Genomic DNA, 16390 nt, shown 5'->3' with positions numbered 1-16390 from the left:
ATCGCCCCTGGTCAGCAGGATGGAGCCAACGAGAACGAGGGCTCACACCACCGGAGTTGACCATGAGGCATTCCACCCGCACCCTGCTCGCCGCGGCCCTGGTCCTGGGCGTCGCAGCGGGGCCGGTACTGACCCCGGCCTTCGCGGGGGCCCCGGCGTCGACGGCCGTGTCCCGGACGTCGGCCCCTGATCTGAGCACAGTGATCGCGGGTCTCCCCCGCGCCGACGCGACGGCCGCACTCGTCCGGATCGGCGGCACCGAGGGTTCCTGGCAGGGCAGTTCGGGCGTCCACGACCTGGAGACGAAGGCGCCGGCGGACCCGGCAGGCCGCTTCAGGGCCGGTTCGGTGACGAAGGTGTTCACGGCGGCGACCGTCCTCCAGCTCGCCACCGAGGGCCGCATCGACCTGGACCGCACGGCCCGCTCGTATCTGCCGGAGCTCATCCCCGGCCGGTACGCGACGGTGACCGTGCGGCAGCTCCTGAACCACACCCATGGCATCCCGGCCCCCGACTTCGCGGGCGAGACGGTGGAGGAGTGGTACGCGCACCGCTTCGACGTCCACGACCCGCGGGACATGGTCCGCTCGGCGACAGCGAAGCCGCGCGAGTTCCGCCCGGGCACCGAGCAGCACTACCTCAACATCGGCTACACGATCGCCGGACTGATCGTGGAGCGGGTGACGGGCGACTCCTTCGAGCACCAGGTGGAGCGCCGGATCCTGCGCCCGCTCGGCCTCCGGGACACGTACCTTCCGGGCACGGCCGCCGAGATCACCGGGCCGTACAACCACGGCTACCAGACGATGCGGCTCGACGACGGGACGACCGGGCTGCGCGACGTCTCGGTGTGGCGGACGACGGACGGCTGGGCGGCCGGCGACCTGGTGTCGACCACGGCCGACCTGGAGCGGTTCACCCGGGAGCTGTTCGCGGGCCGGGTGGTGCGCGGGCCGCTCCTCGAGGAGATGTTCACCCTGCCGAAGGTGCCGGACGCGAAGACCGGCGCCCCGGCCGCGTACGCCGCGGGCCTGTCGATGAAGCGGCTCGGCGGACGCGAGGTGTGGGGCAAGACGGGCGGCCGCTGGGGGTACAACGCGGCCGTGGCCTCGACCCGCGACGGCGCACGCACCCTCGTCTACAGCGTGAACGCGACGGACGCGAAGGGCCAGGACATGAACAGGACGGCCCTGACCATCATGGTGGCGGCCTACGGCCTCCCGGACTAGACGGTCCCGGACCAGGCGGTCACGGACTGGACGGTCACGGGCTCCGCGGCCGCCGCCGTCTCAAGCCGCTTGATCAGCCGGCGTACGTGGAGCAGCGGCAGGATCCCGATGACGCCGAAGGACATGTCGATGACGGACCACCAGAAGGGGATGTCCCGGACGGGTCCGCTGATCAGGGCGAGCGGGATGATGCCGACGCAGGCGATCATGCCGAATTCGACGACCCAGATGTTGCGGACGGGGTCGCGGTAGACGCCGTAGAAGGCGACGGCGATGACGAGGTGGGCGAAGGCCAGCCAGTCGGTGCCGTAGAGCAGGTACGGCGCCTGCTCGTCGGCGGTCTCGAGACCGCCGCGGACGCGGTCGATCCACTCGGCGAGCCCCGGCAGGAGCTCGGCGACGGGCGCGGCCCAGCCGTCGAGCGAGGCGTCGAGGTAACGGAGTTCGGTGACGAGCGGAAAGGCGGTGACACCGCTCAGGACCAGACAGACGACGAAGACGATCAGCCAGACGCGGATGCGCTTGAGAAGGGCTCTCGGCCCGTTCGTGTCGCTCATGACCGCAGCGTACGCCTCTTTATGAACGTGTTCAAAACGCGAACGTGGGCAAAAAACGGCCCCGGCACCCTGTCGATCAAGGTGCCGGGGCCGCGTGAGGAACCGAGGGGGTCAGCCCAGGGAGGTCATGACGTGCTTGATGCGCGTGTAGTCCTCGAAGCCGTAGGCGGAGAGGTCCTTGCCGTAGCCGGACTTCTTGTAGCCGCCGTGGGGCATCTCGGCGACGAGCGGGATGTGGGTGTTGATCCACACACAGCCGAAGTCGAGCGCCTTGGACATGCGCATCGCGCGCGCGTGGTCCTTGGTCCAGACGGAGGAGGCGAGGGCGTACTCGACGCCGTTCGCGAACTCCAGGGCCTGGGCCTCGTCCGTGAAGGACTGGACGGTGATGACCGGGCCGAAGACCTCGTTCTGCACGATCTCGTCGTCCTGGTTGAGGCCGGAGACGACGGTCGGGGCGTAGAAGTAGCCCTTGTCGCCGACGCGGTGACCGCCGGCCTGGACCTTGGCGTGGGCCGGGAGGCGGTCGATGAAGCCGCTGACCTGCTTCAGCTGGTTGGCGTTGTTGAGCGGGCCGTACAGCACGTCCTCGTCGTCCGGCTGACCGGTCTTCGTCTCGGCGGCGGCCTTGGCGAGGGCGGCGACGAACTCGTCGTGGATCGACTCGTGCACGAGGACGCGGGTGGCGGCGGTGCAGTCCTGGCCCGCGTTGAAGAAGCCGGCGACGGAGATGTCCTCGACGGCCTTCTCGATGTCGGTGTCCTCGAAGACCAGGACGGGAGCCTTGCCGCCCAGCTCCAGGTGGACGCGCTTGACGTCCTTGGCCGCCGACTCGGCGACCTGCATGCCGGCGCGGACGGAACCGGTGATGGAGGCCATCGCCGGGGTCGGGTGCTCGACCATCGCCTTGCCGGTCTCGCGGTCGCCGCAGACGACGTTGAAGACGCCCTTGGGGACGATCTGACCGATGATCTCCGCCATCAGGACGGTCGACGCGGGGGTCGTGTCCGAGGGCTTGAGGACGACGGTGTTGCCTGCGGCGAGCGCCGGGGCGAACTTCCAGACGGCCATCATCATCGGGTAGTTCCACGGCGCGACCTGGGCGCAGACGCCCACGGGCTCGCGGCGGACGATGGAGGTCATGCCCTCCATGTACTCGCCGGCCGAGCGGCCTTCGAGCATCCGGGCGGCACCGGCGAAGAAGCGGATCTGGTCCACCATCGGCGGGATCTCCTCACTCGCGGTGAGGGCGACGGGCTTGCCGGTGTTCTGGACCTCGGCGGCGATCAGGTCCGCGGCGCGCTCCTCGAAGGCGTCCGCGATCTTCAGCAGTACCCTCTGGCGCTCGGCCGGCGTGCTGTCACGCCAGGCGGGGAAGGCGGCCGCGGCGGCCTCCATGGCGGCGTCGACGTCGGCCTGCCCGGAAAGCGGGGAGGTCGCGTACACCTCGCCGGTGGCCGGGTTGACCACGTCGATGGTGCGGCCGTCGGCCGCGTCGCGGAACTCCCCGTTGATGTAGTTACGCAGCCGGCGCAGCTCGGTGGTCACTTGCCACCCCTCCTGTCACGTTCTGTCGTCGCACGTCCTTGTGCGGTGTCCCGATGGGCGAGACACCTCAGGGTAGTCGCTCCACTGACGCTTTCAACAGCCCCGACCCCCCTCAACTTCGGATTCAGTGAGATTGAGGGCCGCTCGCAACGAATTACATCGCTCCGGGGTTGCACGACGGACAATCTCGGTGCACAGTGAAGGCGTGGCAAGTCAAAGCAACCACTCAAGAACCGGAACTGGTTCGTCCCCGACGATCGACGCCGTCTCGCTGGCGATCATCGAACAGCTCCAGGAAGACGGTCGCCGTCCCTACGCGGCGATAGGCAAGGCCGTCGGCCTCTCCGAAGCCGCCGTGCGGCAGCGCGTCCAGAAGCTGCTCGACCAGGGCGTCATGCAGATCGTCGCCGTCACCGACCCGCTCACCGTGGGCTTCCGACGGCAGGCGATGGTCGGCATCAACGTCGAGGGCGACCTCGATCCGGTCGCGGAGGCCCTGACGGCCATGGCCGAATGCGAGTACGTGGTGATGACCGCGGGCTCGTTCGACCTGATGGTGGAGGTCGTCTGCGAGGACGACGACCACCTCCTTGATGTGATCAACAAGCGGATCCGCACCCTCCCCGGCGTGCGCTCCACCGAGAGCTTCGTCTACCTCAAGCTCAAGAAGCAGACCTATATGTGGGGAACTCGATAATCGTGACCCAGTCCCGAAGCGACCTGTCAAAGTCCGCCTACGACCACCTGTGGATGCACTTCACCCGCATGTCGTCGTACGAGAACTCGCCCGTTCCCACCATCGTGCGTGGTGAGGGCACCTACATCTTCGACGACAAGGGAAAGCGCTACCTCGACGGTCTCGCGGGTCTCTTCGTCGTCAACGCCGGACACGGCCGCGAGGAGCTGGCCGAGGTCGCGTACAAGCAGGCCAAGGAACTCGCGTTCTTCCCCGTGTGGTCGTACGCGCACCCCAAGGCCGTCGAGCTCGCCGAGCGTCTCGCGGACTACGCGCCGGGCGACCTCAACAAGGTGTTCTTCACCACCGGTGGCGGCGAGGCCGTCGAGACCGCGTGGAAGCTCGCCAAGCAGTACTTCAAGCTGCAGGGCAAGCACACCAAGTACAAGGTCATCTCGCGTGCGGTCGCCTACCACGGCACCCCGCAGGGCGCCCTGTCCATCACCGGCCTGCCGGCCCTGAAGGCCCCCTTCGAGCCGCTGGTCCCCGGCGCGCACAAGGTGCCGAACACCAACATCTACCGCGCCCCGATCCACGGCGACGACCCCGAGGCCTTCGGCCGCTGGGCCGCCGACCAGATCGAGCAGGAGATCCTCTTCGAGGGCGCCGACACCGTCGCCGCCGTCTTCCTGGAGCCGGTGCAGAACGCCGGCGGCTGCTTCCCGCCGCCGCCCGGCTACTTCCAGCGCGTCCGCGAGATCTGCGACCAGTACGACGTGCTGCTCGTCTCCGACGAGACGATCTGCGCCTTCGGCCGCCTCGGCACGATGTTCGCCTGTGACAAGTTCGGCTACGTGCCCGACATGATCACCTGCGCCAAGGGCATGACCTCGGGTTACTCCCCGATCGGTGCCTGCATCATCTCGGACCGCATCGCGGAGCCCTTCTACAAGGGCGACAACACCTTCCTCCACGGCTACACCTTCGGTGGCCACCCGGTGTCGTCGGCGGTCGCGATCGCCAACCTCGACATCTTCGACAAGGAAGGCCTGAACCAGCACGTCCTCGACCAGGAGGGCAACTTCTTCGACACCCTGAAGAAGCTGCACGACCTCCCGATCGTCGGCGACGTCCGCGGCAACGGCTTCTTCTACGGCATCGAGCTCGTCAAGGACAAGGTCACCAAGGAGTCCTTCACGGACGAGGAGACCGAGCGCGTCCTGTACGGCTTCCTCTCCAAGGCGCTGTTCGAGAACGGCCTGTACTGCCGTGCCGACGACCGTGGCGACCCGGTCATCCAGCTGGCCCCGCCGCTGATCGCCGACCAGGGCACCTTCGACGAGATCGAAGGCATCCTGCGCTCGGTGCTCACCGAGGCGTGGACCAAGCTGTAAGGACCAGGCTGCGCAGGACCGAGCTGTAGCGGGTCCCCCCAGCATCACGCCGCCCTCACGGCGTGACTACCGGCCCGGGCATGCCGCCATCCGAGTGGATGGCGGCGGCCCGGGCCGTGTGCTGTCCGTACAAGCGGATCTGAATCCTTACGGTGCATCCCTGGCCGTGCCCTGGATCCTCACGGAGCCAGTGACCGACAGGCCCGTCTCTTCGTTCCCCCGCACGGGGGAACACAGATCGGATCCGACATCGAGGTGTACGCGATGGCCCCACCGGACAACGACGTGCTCTGGGCGCGTTCCCTGCACTGCGCCCTGGGCGGTTCGGACGCGCTCAGCGGCGTCTCCCTCGGCGTCCGCGAAGGCGAGATCCTCGCCCTCGTGGGCCCGCGCGGCAGCGGCAAGACCACCCTCATGCGGTGCCTGTCCGGCCAGCTCCTCGCCCAGCAGGGCGAGGTCTGGTTCAACAGCGGGCCCGTGCACACCCTCGGCGCCGCCGACCGCGAGCGGCTCCGGCGCGACCGCTTCGGCTGGATCGACCCCGAGCCCGGCCTCGTCCCCGAGCTCACCGGCTGGGAGAACACCGCCCTGCCCCTGCTGCTCCGCGGGGCCTCCCACAGGGCCGCGAAGACCACCGCCCTGGAATGGCTGGAGCGCCTCGACATCGGCGCCTGCGCGCGCAAGCGCCCGCACGCCCTCACCCAGTCCCAGCGCCAGCGGATCGCCACCGCCCGCGCCCTCGTCACCACGCCCTCGGTGCTGTTCGCGGACGAACCCACCGCCACCCTGCACCGCGCCGACGGCTCCCAGCTCCTGCGCACCCTCGCGGCCGCCGCCCGCTCCCACGGCATCACCGTGCTCCTCGCCACCCACGACGCCGAGGTCGCGGCGCTCGCCGACCGCACGGTCGCACTCCTCGACGGACGCCGGGTCAGCGCCGTACCCCCGGCATCAGGGGCGGAGGGCGTCGCGGCGTGCTCGCTCTCCGTCTAGCCCGCGGGGCCCACCCCCTCGTCCTGACCCGCCGGCTCCTCGTCGCCGCCGCGGCCGCGGGGGTGGGCTTCCTCCTGCTCTGCACCCTGGGATACGCCGTCGGTCACCCGGAGCGCTCCTCGGCGTCCGTCCTACGACTGCTCTGGTGCGCCCTGCCGCTCGCCGCGACCGTCCAGTTCGCGGTCGCCGTGGCCCGCACCGACCCCAGCACCCGCCCCCGGCCGGGGCTCTCCGCGGTCGGCCTCGGTCCCGCACGTCTCACGGCCATCGCCGCCGCCTCGACCGCGGTCGCCTGCACCCTCGGCTCCATGGTCGCGCTGCTGTTCTACCTGCACCTGCGCGGCGACATCACCGGGCTGCCCTTCGACGGCGCCGCCGCGGAACTCCTCGCCGCCGACCAGCCGATCCCGCTCGCGGCGGCCCTCACCCTGCTCGCGGTGCTGCCCGTCTCCGCCGCCGTGGCAGCGGGCCTCGCGCTGCGCCCCCGCTCCGCGCCCCCCGGGGCCGAGGGCGCGGAGCGGGCCGTGCCGTCCGGGCTTCCGTGGGGCGTCGCCCTGGTCGCGGTCGGCCTGGCGATCGAGACGTACGCGGGGCACGGCGGAGGCGGCGGCGGGCTCCCGCTGCCGGGCCGCTTCGACGGCAACCCGGCGGGCGTCCTGGCGGGCTGGGTCCTCACGGCGGTCGGCCTCGCGATGGCCGGCCCCGGCGTCGTCCACGGCTGCGGGCGTCTCCTCCAGGCGGTCAGGCCGGGCGCCACCCGGCTGCTCGCCGGCCGTGTCCTGATGGACGAGTCCCGACGTATCGGCCGGCCCCTCGGCGTCGTGTGCGCGGTGCTCTCCGGAACGCTCGCCGCGGCGGCACTGCACCGGACGGGCACGGACTCCGGCTCCTTCGGTCCCCTGACCGGCCTGGGCGCCACCCTCGTCCTGGCCTGCACCACCGCCACCCTGCTGACCGCGGCCCTGGAGTCCAAGCAGAGCCGCGCCCACACCACCGAGGCCCTCCTCCGCATCGGCGCCCCGCCGGCGGTCCTCCGCACGGCCGCCCTCATGCGCGCCGGCATCCTGCTCGCGGTCTTCCTGCCGCTGACGTGGGCCGTGGCGGAACTCGCGGCGCTGCCGCTCACCGGCTGACCCCCTGCCCGTCGCGGACCCGTCGTACCGCTCCCGTCGCAGGCCCACCTGCCCCGCCTCCCCCGCGCGGCGGAGCGGGACCCGACCACGGGCCGACGTCCGCCGGAGCGCTGCCCGGGAGGCTCGGGGCATGACTCCGAAGAGCCCTCTCGCCGCCCGGTCACCCGGGCTCGACCGGGTGGGCCGCGCCGCCCTCCTCTGGTCGCTGCTCTACGCCACGGGCGCGGCCGTCGCCGCCCTCACCGGACCCGCGTTCGGCTACGCGCTCCTCGGCAGGGGGACGGGCACGGCCGCCGAGGCGACCGCCGCCGTGCTGTACGGGGCCGCCGCCCTCCTCGCGTACGTCCTGCTCCGCCGCCCGCACGCGAGGTGGCCCTCCACGGCGGCGTGGGCGGTCGTCGGGCTCTGTCTGACCTCGGGCTTCCCCGCCCTCCTCAGCCCGCTCCACCTGCTGTCGTTCCTCTCCCGCGGACAGCCGCCGGTCGACGGGGCCGCCCTGGCCAACCAGAGCCTCGCCGTCCTCGGCGCGGTCCTGTGGGGGTACGCGGCCCTCGCCCACCGGCGCCGGGCCCTCGGCACCTGCCCGTACTGCGGTGGACACGCCCCCGCGCCGGCCGGGCACCCCGGCACCCGCGCCGGCCTGATCGCGGTCGCCGCCCTCGTCCCGTACACGCTCCTGAAGACGGCCTGGGCGCTGGGCCTCACCGTCGGCTTCACGGGCTCGGGCCGCCCCGGCGCCGACCCGGAGTACACCAGTGACCTGGGCCTCTGGCTGTACGACCACGGGGTGGACGTCACCGCGGTCCTCGCCGTCCTCGGCATGGTCCTGGCCCTCGCGCTCACCCGCCCCTGGGGGCGGCGGCTGCCCCGGCTGCCGATGCTCGCTCTCGGATGGGCCGGGGCGGGTGCGCTCGCCCCGTTCGGGGCCCTCCTGGCGGCCTTCGGCGTGCTCGCCTGGACGGGCGCGGTCTCCGTCGGCCTGGCCGACCACGCCCCCTGGGTCCTCGCCGTCGCCTACGGCGGCTTCGCCTGCTACGGCCTCGCCCTGGCCCGGGCGACCCGCGCCTACCAGCGTGCGACCCGCCGGACCTGCGAACGGTGCTGAGGAGTCTCGCTTCACTTCCGCCAGAAGACGTGGTGCGTCACCCCGCCCCGGGGGCTTGGCACCACATCGCGGTGGAACCGGTCGAGCAGCTCGTCGGGCGACTCCCAGAGCCGCACCCCGGACCCGAGCTTCACCGGCGCGACCGCGACGTGCAGGGTGTCGACGAGGTCAGCGTCGAGGAACTCCCGGATCGTGGTGGCCCCGCCGCCGAGGCGGACGTCCTTGCCCCGCGCCGCCTCCCGCGCCCGGGCGAGCACCGTGGCCGGGTCGGCGTCGACGAAGTGGAACGTGGTGTCCGAGAGCGTGAACGAGGGCCGCGGATGGTGGGTCATGACGAACACCGGGGTGCCGAACGGCGGCTCGTCGCCCCACCAGCCCTGCCACTCGTCGTCCTGCCAGGGCCCGCGCTGCGGGCCGAACTTGTTGCGGCCCATGATCTCCGCGCCGATGTTCCGGGCGAAGTCCCGCGTGAAGTAGTCGTCGAGGCCACGGCTTCCGCCGGGCTCGGTGCGCCTGGGCCAGCTCGCCGTGGCGCCCGCCCAGGCGAACAGCTCCCCCGGATCCGCGTGGCCGAACGGCCTCTCCAGGCTCTGGCCCTCACCGGCACCGAACCCGTCGGACGAGACCATGAAGTTCTGGACTCTGAGCAGCTGGCCCACGGCTTTCCTCCTGCGATCGACGAAGAGACGACTCGACAGAAAGGAGACTCCCCCGGCGGGCAGAACTCATCGCACGTACCAGGGGGTCTCACCGCTACGGCGCGTCGTCGCCGAGCACCACCACGTCCTCAGCCCGGAAGGCCACCCCCGTCAGGGCGCCCTCCTCGGGCACCTCCCGCAGCGGGAACTCCGCCTCGAGCGAGGGCCCGTCCGCCGGACGGAGCCGTACGGCCACCCGGCTGCCCCGGAACGTCCGGGACTCCACGGTCCAGACCCGCCCGTCCTCCGCCGGTACGAGACGCACCCCGCCCGGCCTGACGAGGAGCCGGCGCTCGCCCTGCGGCGCGCCCTCCGGCACCGGGACCTTCCCCCACACGGTGTCCGCGGCGGTCCCGCTCACCCGGGCCGCCACCACGTTGTCGAAGCCCAGGAAACGGGCCACGAACTCCGAGGCCGGCCGCGACCACACGTCGACGGGCGCACCCGACTGGGCGATCCGTCCGTCCCGCATGACCACCACCCGGTCCGCGAGCGCGAACGCCTCGCCCTGGTCGTGGGTGACCGCGAGGACCGTCGTCCCGAGCCGCCCGAACAGCTGCCGCAGCTCCACGACGAGCCGCTCCCGCAGCCCCCGGTCGAGCTGGCCGAGCGGTTCGTCCAGCATGAGCAGCCGTGGCCGGGGGGCGAGCGCGCGGGCCAGTGCGACCCGCTGCTGTTCGCCGCCGGAGAGCGCGGCGACGGACCGCCGCCCGGCCCCCGGCAGACCGACGAGGTCGAGCAGCTCCGCGACCCGTTCGCTCTGCTCGGCGCGGCCCGCTCCCCGCATCCGCAGGCCGAAGGCGACGTTGCCGGCGACGTCCCGCTGGGGGAACAGCTGGTGGTCCTGGAACATCAGGCCGACCCCGCGCCGGTGCACCGGCACCCCGCCCTGGTCGGCGCCGCCGAGCAGCACCCGGCCGCCGTCGAGCGGCTGGAGCCCGGCGACGGCCCGCAGCAGCGTGGACTTGCCGCTGCCGCTCGGGCCGAGCACGCACACGATCTCGTGGTCGGCGACCTCCAGGTCCACGGCGTCGAGCGCGGTCCGCCGCCCGAACCGTACGGTCGCCCCGTCGAGTCTCAGCATCAGAACTCCCCGGAGGTGCGATCGGTCCGGAGCCGTTCGAGCAGCAGCAGGGACACCGCGCACACCACCATGAGGATCGTCGAGAGGGCCATGGCCTGGCCGTAGTTGAGTTCGCCCGGCCGGCCGAGGAGCCGGGCGACGGCCACCGGGAGCGTCGGGCTGTCGGGCCGGGCGATGAAGACCGTCGCGCCGAACTCGCCGAGCGAGACGGCGAAGGCGAATCCAGCGGCGATGAGCAGCGCCCGCCGCACGAGCGGCAGGTCCACCTCCCGCCAGGCCCGCCACGGCGAGGCCCCGAGCACGGCCGCCGCCTCCCGCAGCCGCTCGTCCACCGCACGGAGCACCGGCAGCATGGTCCGTACGACGAAGGGGACGCCGACGAGGGCCTGCGCGAGCGGGACGAGGATCCAGCTGGCCCGCAGGTCGAACGGCGGCTCGTCGAGGGTGATGAGGAAGCCGAAGCCGACGGTCACGGCGGACACCCCGAGCGGCAGCATGAGGAGCGCGTCGAAGCCCCGTACGAGCCGCCCGGCGCGCCGCGTGAGGGCGGCCGCCGCGAGTCCGCCGATGACGAGGGCGATCAGGGTGGCGACGACGGCGTACCGGAGGGAGTTCCCGATCGTGTCGAGGAGGGGCACGAGGAAGGTGCCGGAGGGGTCCGGGGTCCGCAGGGCCCGGTAGTAGTCGAGCCCGTATCCCTGGGAGGTGGCGAAGGACCGCTCGACGAGCACCCCGAGCGGCAGCACGATCAGCAGGGCGACGGAGAGCAGCACGCCCGCGAACAGCGCCCACTGGCCGAGGCCCCGTGGCCGGCGGGCCGTCTCCTCGGGCGCCACCATCCGCAGCGCGGTCTCCCGCCGCCGGACCGTCCGGGCGTGCACGGCGAGCACGACGCCGACGGCGGCGAACTGCACCATCGTGAGGACGGCGGCCGTCGTCAGATCGAAGCGGATGACGGTCTGCCGGTAGATCTCCGTCTCCAGGGTCGAGTACGTCGATCCTCCGAGGATCTGCACGACGGCGAAGGAGCTCGCGGTGAAGAGGAACACCATCAGCGCGGCCGCGGCGACGGACGGGGCGAGCGCCGGCAGGGTCACGGTCCGCCACGCGGTCCAGCGGGACGCGCCGAGGACCCGCGCGGCCTCCTCCTGGCGCGGGTCGAGCTGCGCCCACAGGCCGCCGACGGTCCGCACGACGACGGCGTAGTTGAAGAACACATGGGCGATCAGGATCGCCCAGACGGTGGTGTCGAGCCGGACGCCCCACAGCTCGTCGAGGAGCCCGCCGCGCCCGACGAGCGCCAGGAAGGCCGTGCCGACCATGACGGTCGGCATCACGAAGGGCACGGTGACGACGGCGCGCAGCAGCCCCTTGCCGGGAAAGTCGAAGCGCGCGAAGACGTACGCGCCGGGCAGCGCGATCAGCAGGGTGAGCCCGGTGGAGGCGAGTGCCTGCCAGAGCGTGAACCACAGGACGTCGAGAATCTCCGGCCGGCTCAGCGTCTCGCCGAACCGGCCGAACTGCCACGCCCCCTCGACCCGCAGCCCGCGCTCGACGATCGAGAGGACGGGCCAGGCGAAGAAGAGCGCGAAGAAGGCGACGGGCGCGGCCATCAGGCCGAGCCGCGCCGCGCTTCCCCCGCGGCCGGGGACTACTTCAGAACGAGCGACGACCACTGCTGGATCCATGCGTCGCGCTTCTCGGCGATCTTCTCGGGCGCCATCGTCTCGGGCTTGTCGACGACCACCCCGTGCTTCGTGAAGAGCTCCGGCAGGACGGCGTCCTTCGCCACCGGGTTCACGAACATCTGGAGCGGCATGTCCTCCTGGAACTTCTTCGAGATCAGGAAGTCGATCAGCGCCTTGCCGCCCTCGGGGTTCTTCGCCCCGTTCAGCAGGCCCGCGAACTCGGTCTGCCGGAAGCAGGTGCCGGTGGCGACGCCGGTGGGCGCCGCCTTCGGCTGCGGCTCGCCGTAGAGCACCTCGACGGGCGGGCTGGAGGCGTACGACACGACGAGCGGCCGGTCGCCCTTGGCCTGCCTGCCTCCGGCCGAGCCGGAGAACTCCTGGTTGTAGGCGAGCTCCCAGCTGTCGACGGTCTTCACACCGTTGGCCTTGAGCTTCGTCCAGTAGTCCTGCCAGCCGTCGTCGCCGTACCTCGCGGCCGTACCGAGGAGGAATCCGAGGCCCGGCGAGGAGCGCTCGGGGTTCTCGACGACGAGCAGGTTCTTGTACGCGGGCTCCGCCAGGTCCTCGAAGGTCTGCGGCGGCGCCAGCTTCTTGTCGGCGAAGTACTTCTTGTCGTAGTTGACGCAGATGTCGCCGGTGTCGATCGGCGTGACCCGGTTCTCCTTGTCGAGGCGGTACTCCGCCGGGACGCGGTCCACGCCCTTCGCCTCGTACGGGACGAAGATCCCGTTGTCGAGGGCGCGGGAGAGCAGGGTGTTGTCGACGCCGAAGAAGACGTCGCCCTGCGGGGAGCCCTTGGTCAGGATCTCCTTGTTGACGGCCTCGCCGGCGTCGCCGCTCTTCAGCACCTTGACCGTGAAGCCGGTCTCCTTGGTGAACGCCGCGAGCACCTCCTTGGAGGCGTTGAACGAGTCGTGGCTGACCAGCGTCACCGTCTTCGGCGCGGGCCGGTCCGTCTTGTCTGCCGAGCCCCGGACGTCGTCGGTGCCGCAGGCGGCGAGGCTGGTGACGCCGAGTGCCGCGACGAGCGCGGCGGCGGCGGCTTTGGTGATGCTCACTGGATTTTCCTCCTGGGTGTGACCAGGAAGAGACGCGGCCCCGCCCACCCGAAGGTGGGCAGGGCGCAACAGCTTGAGTTACGACCGAACTCCCTACCCAGAATGACCTGGGCGAGGTTCAGAGGGTCTGCGGTCCTACGGTGACCGCACTCTCAGCGCTGTGGCGCTCCCCTGTCGGAATATGAAGATGTGTTCGAGCTCAGAGTACAAGGTCAGCGTTCGGACGCCGCGAGCTGTCCACAGGCGCCGTCGATCTCCTGACCGCGGGTGTCCCGGACGGTCACCGGCACGCCGTGGCGGGCGATGGCCTCGACGAAGGCCTTCTCGTCCTCGGGACGGGACGCCGTCCACTTCGAGCCCGGCGTCGGGTTCAGCGGGATCAGGTTGACGTGCACCCGCTTGCCCTTGAGCAGCCGGCCGAGCAGGTCACCACGCCAGGCCTGGTCGTTGATGTCCCGGATGAGCGCGTACTCGATGGAGATCCGGCGCCCGGACTTCTCCGCGTACTCCCAGGCGGCGTCGAGGACCTCGCGCACCTTCCAGCGCGTGTTCACCGGCACCAGGGTGTCGCGCAGCTCGTCGTCCGGAGCGTGCAGCGAGACCGCGAGCCGGCACTTGAAGCCCTCGTCCGCGAAGCGCAGCATCGCGGGCACGAGACCGACGGTGGAGACCGTGATCCCGCGCTGCGAGAGCCCCAGACCGTCCGGCTCGGGGTCGGTGAGCCGCCGGATCGCGCCGACGACCCGCTTGTAGTTCGCGAGCGGCTCGCCCATGCCCATGAACACGATGTTGGAGAGCCGCGCCGGCCCGCCGGGCACCTCCCCGTCCCGCAGGGAGCGCATGCCGTCCACGATCTGGTGCACGATCTCGGCGGTCGACAGGTTCCGGTCGAGCCCGGCCTGGCCCGTCGCGCAGAACGGGCAGTTCATCCCGCAGCCGGCCTGCGAGGAGATGCACATGGTCACCCGGTCCGGATAGCGCATGAGCACCGACTCGACGAGCGTGCCGTCGTGCAGCCGCCACAGGGTCTTACGGGTGGTGTCGTCGTCGCACGAGATGTGCCGGACCACGGACATCAGGTCGGGCAGCAGCTCCCCGGCCAGCTTCTCCCGCGAGGCGGCCGGGATGTCCGTCCACTCGGCGGGATCGTGCGCGTACCGCGCGAAGTAGTGCGTGGACAGCTGCTTGGCGCGGAAGGGCTTCTCGCCGATCGCGGCGACGGCCTCCTTCCGCTCGGCCGGCGTCAGGTCGGCCAGGTGCCGCGGCGGCAGCTTGGCTCCGCGGGGGGCGACGAAAGTGAGTTCTCCGGGCACTGGACGGGCCACGATCGGGTGTCTCCTCAGACGGCACGAGGTCTGGCATCCCCGGGAAGACGGGGACCGCGGCATCACGATGCCGGAGCCAGGAGACCTCACTGGAACATCCCCGCAGCGGCGAGGACGACGGAAGGGCCCGCGGCGCACGCGCCACGAGCCCTTCCAGAGTACCCGGTGTCCGTCAAGCCGTTCCGACGAACAGAGCGAGCAGCAGCCACACCACCGGCGCCGTCGGCAGCAGCGAGTCCAAGCGGTCCATGATGCCGCCGTGCCCCGGCAGCAGCGTGCCCATGTCCTTGATGCCCAGGTCACGCTTGATCATCGACTCGCCGAGGTCGCCGAGCGTCGCGCTCGCCGCCACCGCGAGGCCGATGATCAGCCCCTGCCACCAGGCGCCCCCGTCGATCAGGAACTCCATGCACAGCGCGCCCGCCGCCATCGCGAACGTCACCGCGCCGACCAGACCCTCCCGGGTCTTGCCGGGGCTGATCCTCGGGGCCAGCTTGTGCTTGCCGAAGCGCCAGCCGACCGCGTACGCCCCGGTGTCGCTGACCACCGTCAGGATCAGGAAGGTGAGCACCCGCTGCGGGCCGTCGTCCGCGGCAAGGAGGAGCGCCACGAAGGTCGCGAGGAACGGCACGTAGAACGCGGCGAACACGCCCGCCGTGACGTCCTTCAGATAGCCCTCGGGAGGCTCCGTCATCCGCCAGACGAGCACCGCGAGCGCCGTGAGCGCCATCGCCACCCAGGCGCCCTCGGCGCCCCGTACATAGCCGGCGACGACCATCGCCGCGCCGCCGACCGCGAGCGGGACCAGCGGAGCCTTGATCGCCTTGCGCTCCTGGAGGCGCGAGGTGAGCTCCCAGAGCCCGACCACCACGGCGACCGCTATCACCCCGATGAACGCCGGCTTCCAGATGAAGAGCGAGGCGACGATGACCGCGCCGAGTCCGACCCCGACCCCTATGGCCGCGCCCAGGTCCCGCCCCGCGCTCTTCTTCTGCCGTGGCCCCGTCGGTGCGGGCGGCGGAGGCGGGGCGGGGTTGTGCATGGGCTCCTGCGGGTGCTCGTGCGGCGTCTCGTCACGGAACAGGGGACCGCTCTGGTGAGCGGCCCCCCGGCCGTGACCGTCCTGGAATCCGCCGGCGGGAACGTCGGGCACGATGGGCATGGGCCGAGTCTGCGCCGCCTGATGCCGATCGTATGCGGGACCCGCCGGGACGGGCCCCTGGTCGGGTCCCCTACGGCCGGTACCGGCCGGGGCGCCCCAGGAAGAGTCGTTCATCAGACCTCGAGCAGCTCGGCTTCCTTGTGCTTGAGCAGCTCGTCCACCTGCGCGACGTACTTCGCGGTGGTGTCGTCGAGCTCCTTCTCGGCGCGGCGGCCCTCGTCCTCGCCGACCTCGCCGTCCTTGACGAACTTGTCGATGGTCTCCTTGGCCTTGCGGCGGACCGAGCGGATCGAGATCTTCGAGTCCTCGGCCTTGCTCTTGGCGACCTTGATGTACTCCCGACGGCGCTCCTCGGTCAGCTCGGGGAACACCACCCGGATGATGTTGCCGTCGTTGCTCGGGTTGACGCCGAGGTCCGAGTCGCGGATGGCCTGCTCGATGTTGCGCAGCGCGCTCTTGTCGAACGGGGTCACCACAGCCATGCGCGGCTCCGGGACGGAGAACGACGCGAGCTGGTTGATGGGGGTGATGGCACCGTAGTAGTCCGCCACGATCTTGTTGAACATCGCCGGGTGCGCACGGCCGGTGCGGATCGCGGCGAAGTCCTCCTTGGCGACCACGACGGCCTTCTCCATCTTCTCCTCGGCCTCGAGGAGGGTCTCTTCGATCACCACATGCTCCTGCGTGTCGTCGCGTTGTGTCCTGCACGGTGTACGACCGGCAGGGCTCTGTCCATCCCC

Annotated in this window: 15 protein-coding genes; 6 read left to right on the top strand and 9 right to left on the bottom strand. The window is 71.3% G+C overall.

What is annotated here, in order from left to right:
- The first annotated feature begins 62 nt into the window (after positions 1 to 62).
- The gene (locus ACZ4VK_RS31035; protein WP_468359316.1) at positions 63 to 1229 is read left to right on the top strand and encodes a serine hydrolase domain-containing protein; all 1167 of its coding nucleotides are present in this window, start codon (positions 63 to 65) and stop codon (positions 1227 to 1229) included.
- Here ACZ4VK_RS31035 and ACZ4VK_RS31030 read toward each other — a convergent pair.
- Both ACZ4VK_RS31030 and ACZ4VK_RS31025 read right to left on the bottom strand, forming a co-directional pair.
- Entirely contained in the window at positions 1226 to 1786 is a 561-nt protein-coding gene (locus ACZ4VK_RS31030; RefSeq protein ID WP_468359313.1) for a hypothetical protein, read from the bottom strand. The genes ACZ4VK_RS31035 and ACZ4VK_RS31030 overlap by 4 nt on opposite strands.
- A 111-nt stretch (positions 1787 to 1897) precedes the next feature.
- Entirely contained in the window at positions 1898 to 3334 is a 1437-nt protein-coding gene (locus ACZ4VK_RS31025; protein ID WP_468359310.1) for a gamma-aminobutyraldehyde dehydrogenase, read from the bottom strand.
- A 190-nt stretch (positions 3335 to 3524) separates the two neighbouring features.
- On the opposite strand from ACZ4VK_RS31025, the gene ACZ4VK_RS31020 reads away from it, so the two are divergent.
- The 5 genes from ACZ4VK_RS31020 (at position 3525) to ACZ4VK_RS31000 (ending at position 8635) form a co-directional block, all read left to right on the top strand.
- Positions 3525 to 4031 (top strand): Lrp/AsnC family transcriptional regulator, encoded by a 507-nt coding sequence (locus ACZ4VK_RS31020; protein ID WP_468359307.1) that lies wholly within the window; start codon positions 3525 to 3527, stop codon positions 4029 to 4031.
- Between the two features lie 2 nt (positions 4032 to 4033).
- Positions 4034 to 5404, top strand: a complete 1371-nt coding sequence (locus tag ACZ4VK_RS31015; protein ID WP_468359304.1) for an aspartate aminotransferase family protein — start codon at positions 4034 to 4036, stop codon at positions 5402 to 5404.
- A 264-nt stretch (positions 5405 to 5668) separates the two neighbouring features.
- Entirely contained in the window at positions 5669 to 6397 is a 729-nt protein-coding gene (locus tag ACZ4VK_RS31010; RefSeq protein WP_468359301.1) for an ABC transporter ATP-binding protein, read from the top strand.
- On the top strand, positions 6379 to 7530 hold the full coding sequence (locus ACZ4VK_RS31005) for a hypothetical protein (RefSeq protein WP_468359298.1): 1152 nt from the start codon (positions 6379 to 6381) through the stop codon (positions 7528 to 7530). Before ACZ4VK_RS31010 ends, ACZ4VK_RS31005 begins: the two co-directional genes overlap by 19 nt.
- A 130-nt stretch (positions 7531 to 7660) precedes the next feature.
- A complete protein-coding gene (locus ACZ4VK_RS31000; RefSeq protein WP_468359295.1) occupies positions 7661 to 8635 on the top strand; it encodes a hypothetical protein in 975 nt (324 codons plus the stop codon).
- An 11-nt stretch (positions 8636 to 8646) separates the two neighbouring features.
- On the opposite strand, the gene ACZ4VK_RS30995 is transcribed toward ACZ4VK_RS31000, so the two are convergent.
- From ACZ4VK_RS30995 to frr, 7 genes are all read right to left on the bottom strand, one after another.
- Positions 8647 to 9294, bottom strand: a complete 648-nt coding sequence (locus ACZ4VK_RS30995) for a dihydrofolate reductase family protein (protein ID WP_468359292.1) — start codon at positions 9292 to 9294, stop codon at positions 8647 to 8649.
- A gap of 94 nt (positions 9295 to 9388) precedes the next feature.
- Positions 9389 to 10417 (bottom strand): ABC transporter ATP-binding protein, encoded by a 1029-nt coding sequence (locus tag ACZ4VK_RS30990; protein ID WP_468359289.1) that lies wholly within the window; start codon positions 10415 to 10417, stop codon positions 9389 to 9391.
- Entirely contained in the window at positions 10417 to 12030 is a 1614-nt protein-coding gene (locus ACZ4VK_RS30985; protein ID WP_468359530.1) for an ABC transporter permease, read from the bottom strand. The genes ACZ4VK_RS30990 and ACZ4VK_RS30985 overlap by 1 nt, the downstream gene beginning before the upstream one ends.
- A gap of 38 nt (positions 12031 to 12068) precedes the next feature.
- Entirely contained in the window at positions 12069 to 13163 is a 1095-nt protein-coding gene (locus ACZ4VK_RS30980) for a thiamine ABC transporter substrate-binding protein (protein WP_468359286.1), read from the bottom strand.
- Between the two features lie 212 nt (positions 13164 to 13375).
- On the bottom strand, positions 13376 to 14488 hold the full coding sequence (rlmN, locus tag ACZ4VK_RS30975) for a dual-specificity RNA methyltransferase RlmN (RefSeq protein WP_468359283.1): 1113 nt from the start codon (positions 14486 to 14488) through the stop codon (positions 13376 to 13378).
- Between the two features lie 172 nt (positions 14489 to 14660).
- A complete protein-coding gene (locus ACZ4VK_RS30970; protein WP_468359280.1) occupies positions 14661 to 15764 on the bottom strand; it encodes a phosphatidate cytidylyltransferase in 1104 nt (367 codons plus the stop codon).
- Positions 15764 to 16321: a ribosome recycling factor gene (gene frr, locus ACZ4VK_RS30965; RefSeq protein WP_468359277.1), complete on the bottom strand. Its 558-nt coding sequence runs from the start codon at positions 16319 to 16321 to the stop codon at positions 15764 to 15766. The genes ACZ4VK_RS30970 and frr overlap by 1 nt, the downstream gene beginning before the upstream one ends.
- Positions 16322 to 16390: the final 69 nt, after the last annotated feature.

The sequence above is a fragment of the Streptomyces sp. NPDC028711 genome, from assembly GCF_055565415.1.
This window is presented reverse-complemented; position numbering and strand designations above follow the sequence as displayed.

Excerpts from the sequence above, each read along its gene's own strand:
- ACZ4VK_RS30990 (WP_468359289.1), bottom strand. The coding sequence starts at position 10,417 with ATGCTGAGACTCGACGGGGCGACCGTACGGTTCGGGCGGCGGACCGCG.
- ACZ4VK_RS31035 (WP_468359316.1), top strand. The coding sequence starts at position 63 with ATGAGGCATTCCACCCGCACCCTGCTCGCCGCGGCCCTGGTCCTGGGC.
- ACZ4VK_RS30970 (WP_468359280.1), bottom strand. The coding sequence starts at position 15,764 with ATGAACGACTCTTCCTGGGGCGCCCCGGCCGGTACCGGCCGTAGGGGA.
- ACZ4VK_RS30985 (WP_468359530.1), bottom strand. The coding sequence starts at position 12,030 with ATGGCCGCGCCCGTCGCCTTCTTCGCGCTCTTCTTCGCCTGGCCCGTC.
- ACZ4VK_RS31000 (WP_468359295.1), top strand. The coding sequence starts at position 7,661 with ATGACTCCGAAGAGCCCTCTCGCCGCCCGGTCACCCGGGCTCGACCGG.
- ACZ4VK_RS31010 (WP_468359301.1), top strand. The coding sequence starts at position 5,669 with ATGGCCCCACCGGACAACGACGTGCTCTGGGCGCGTTCCCTGCACTGC.
- ACZ4VK_RS31030 (WP_468359313.1), bottom strand. The coding sequence starts at position 1,786 with ATGAGCGACACGAACGGGCCGAGAGCCCTTCTCAAGCGCATCCGCGTC.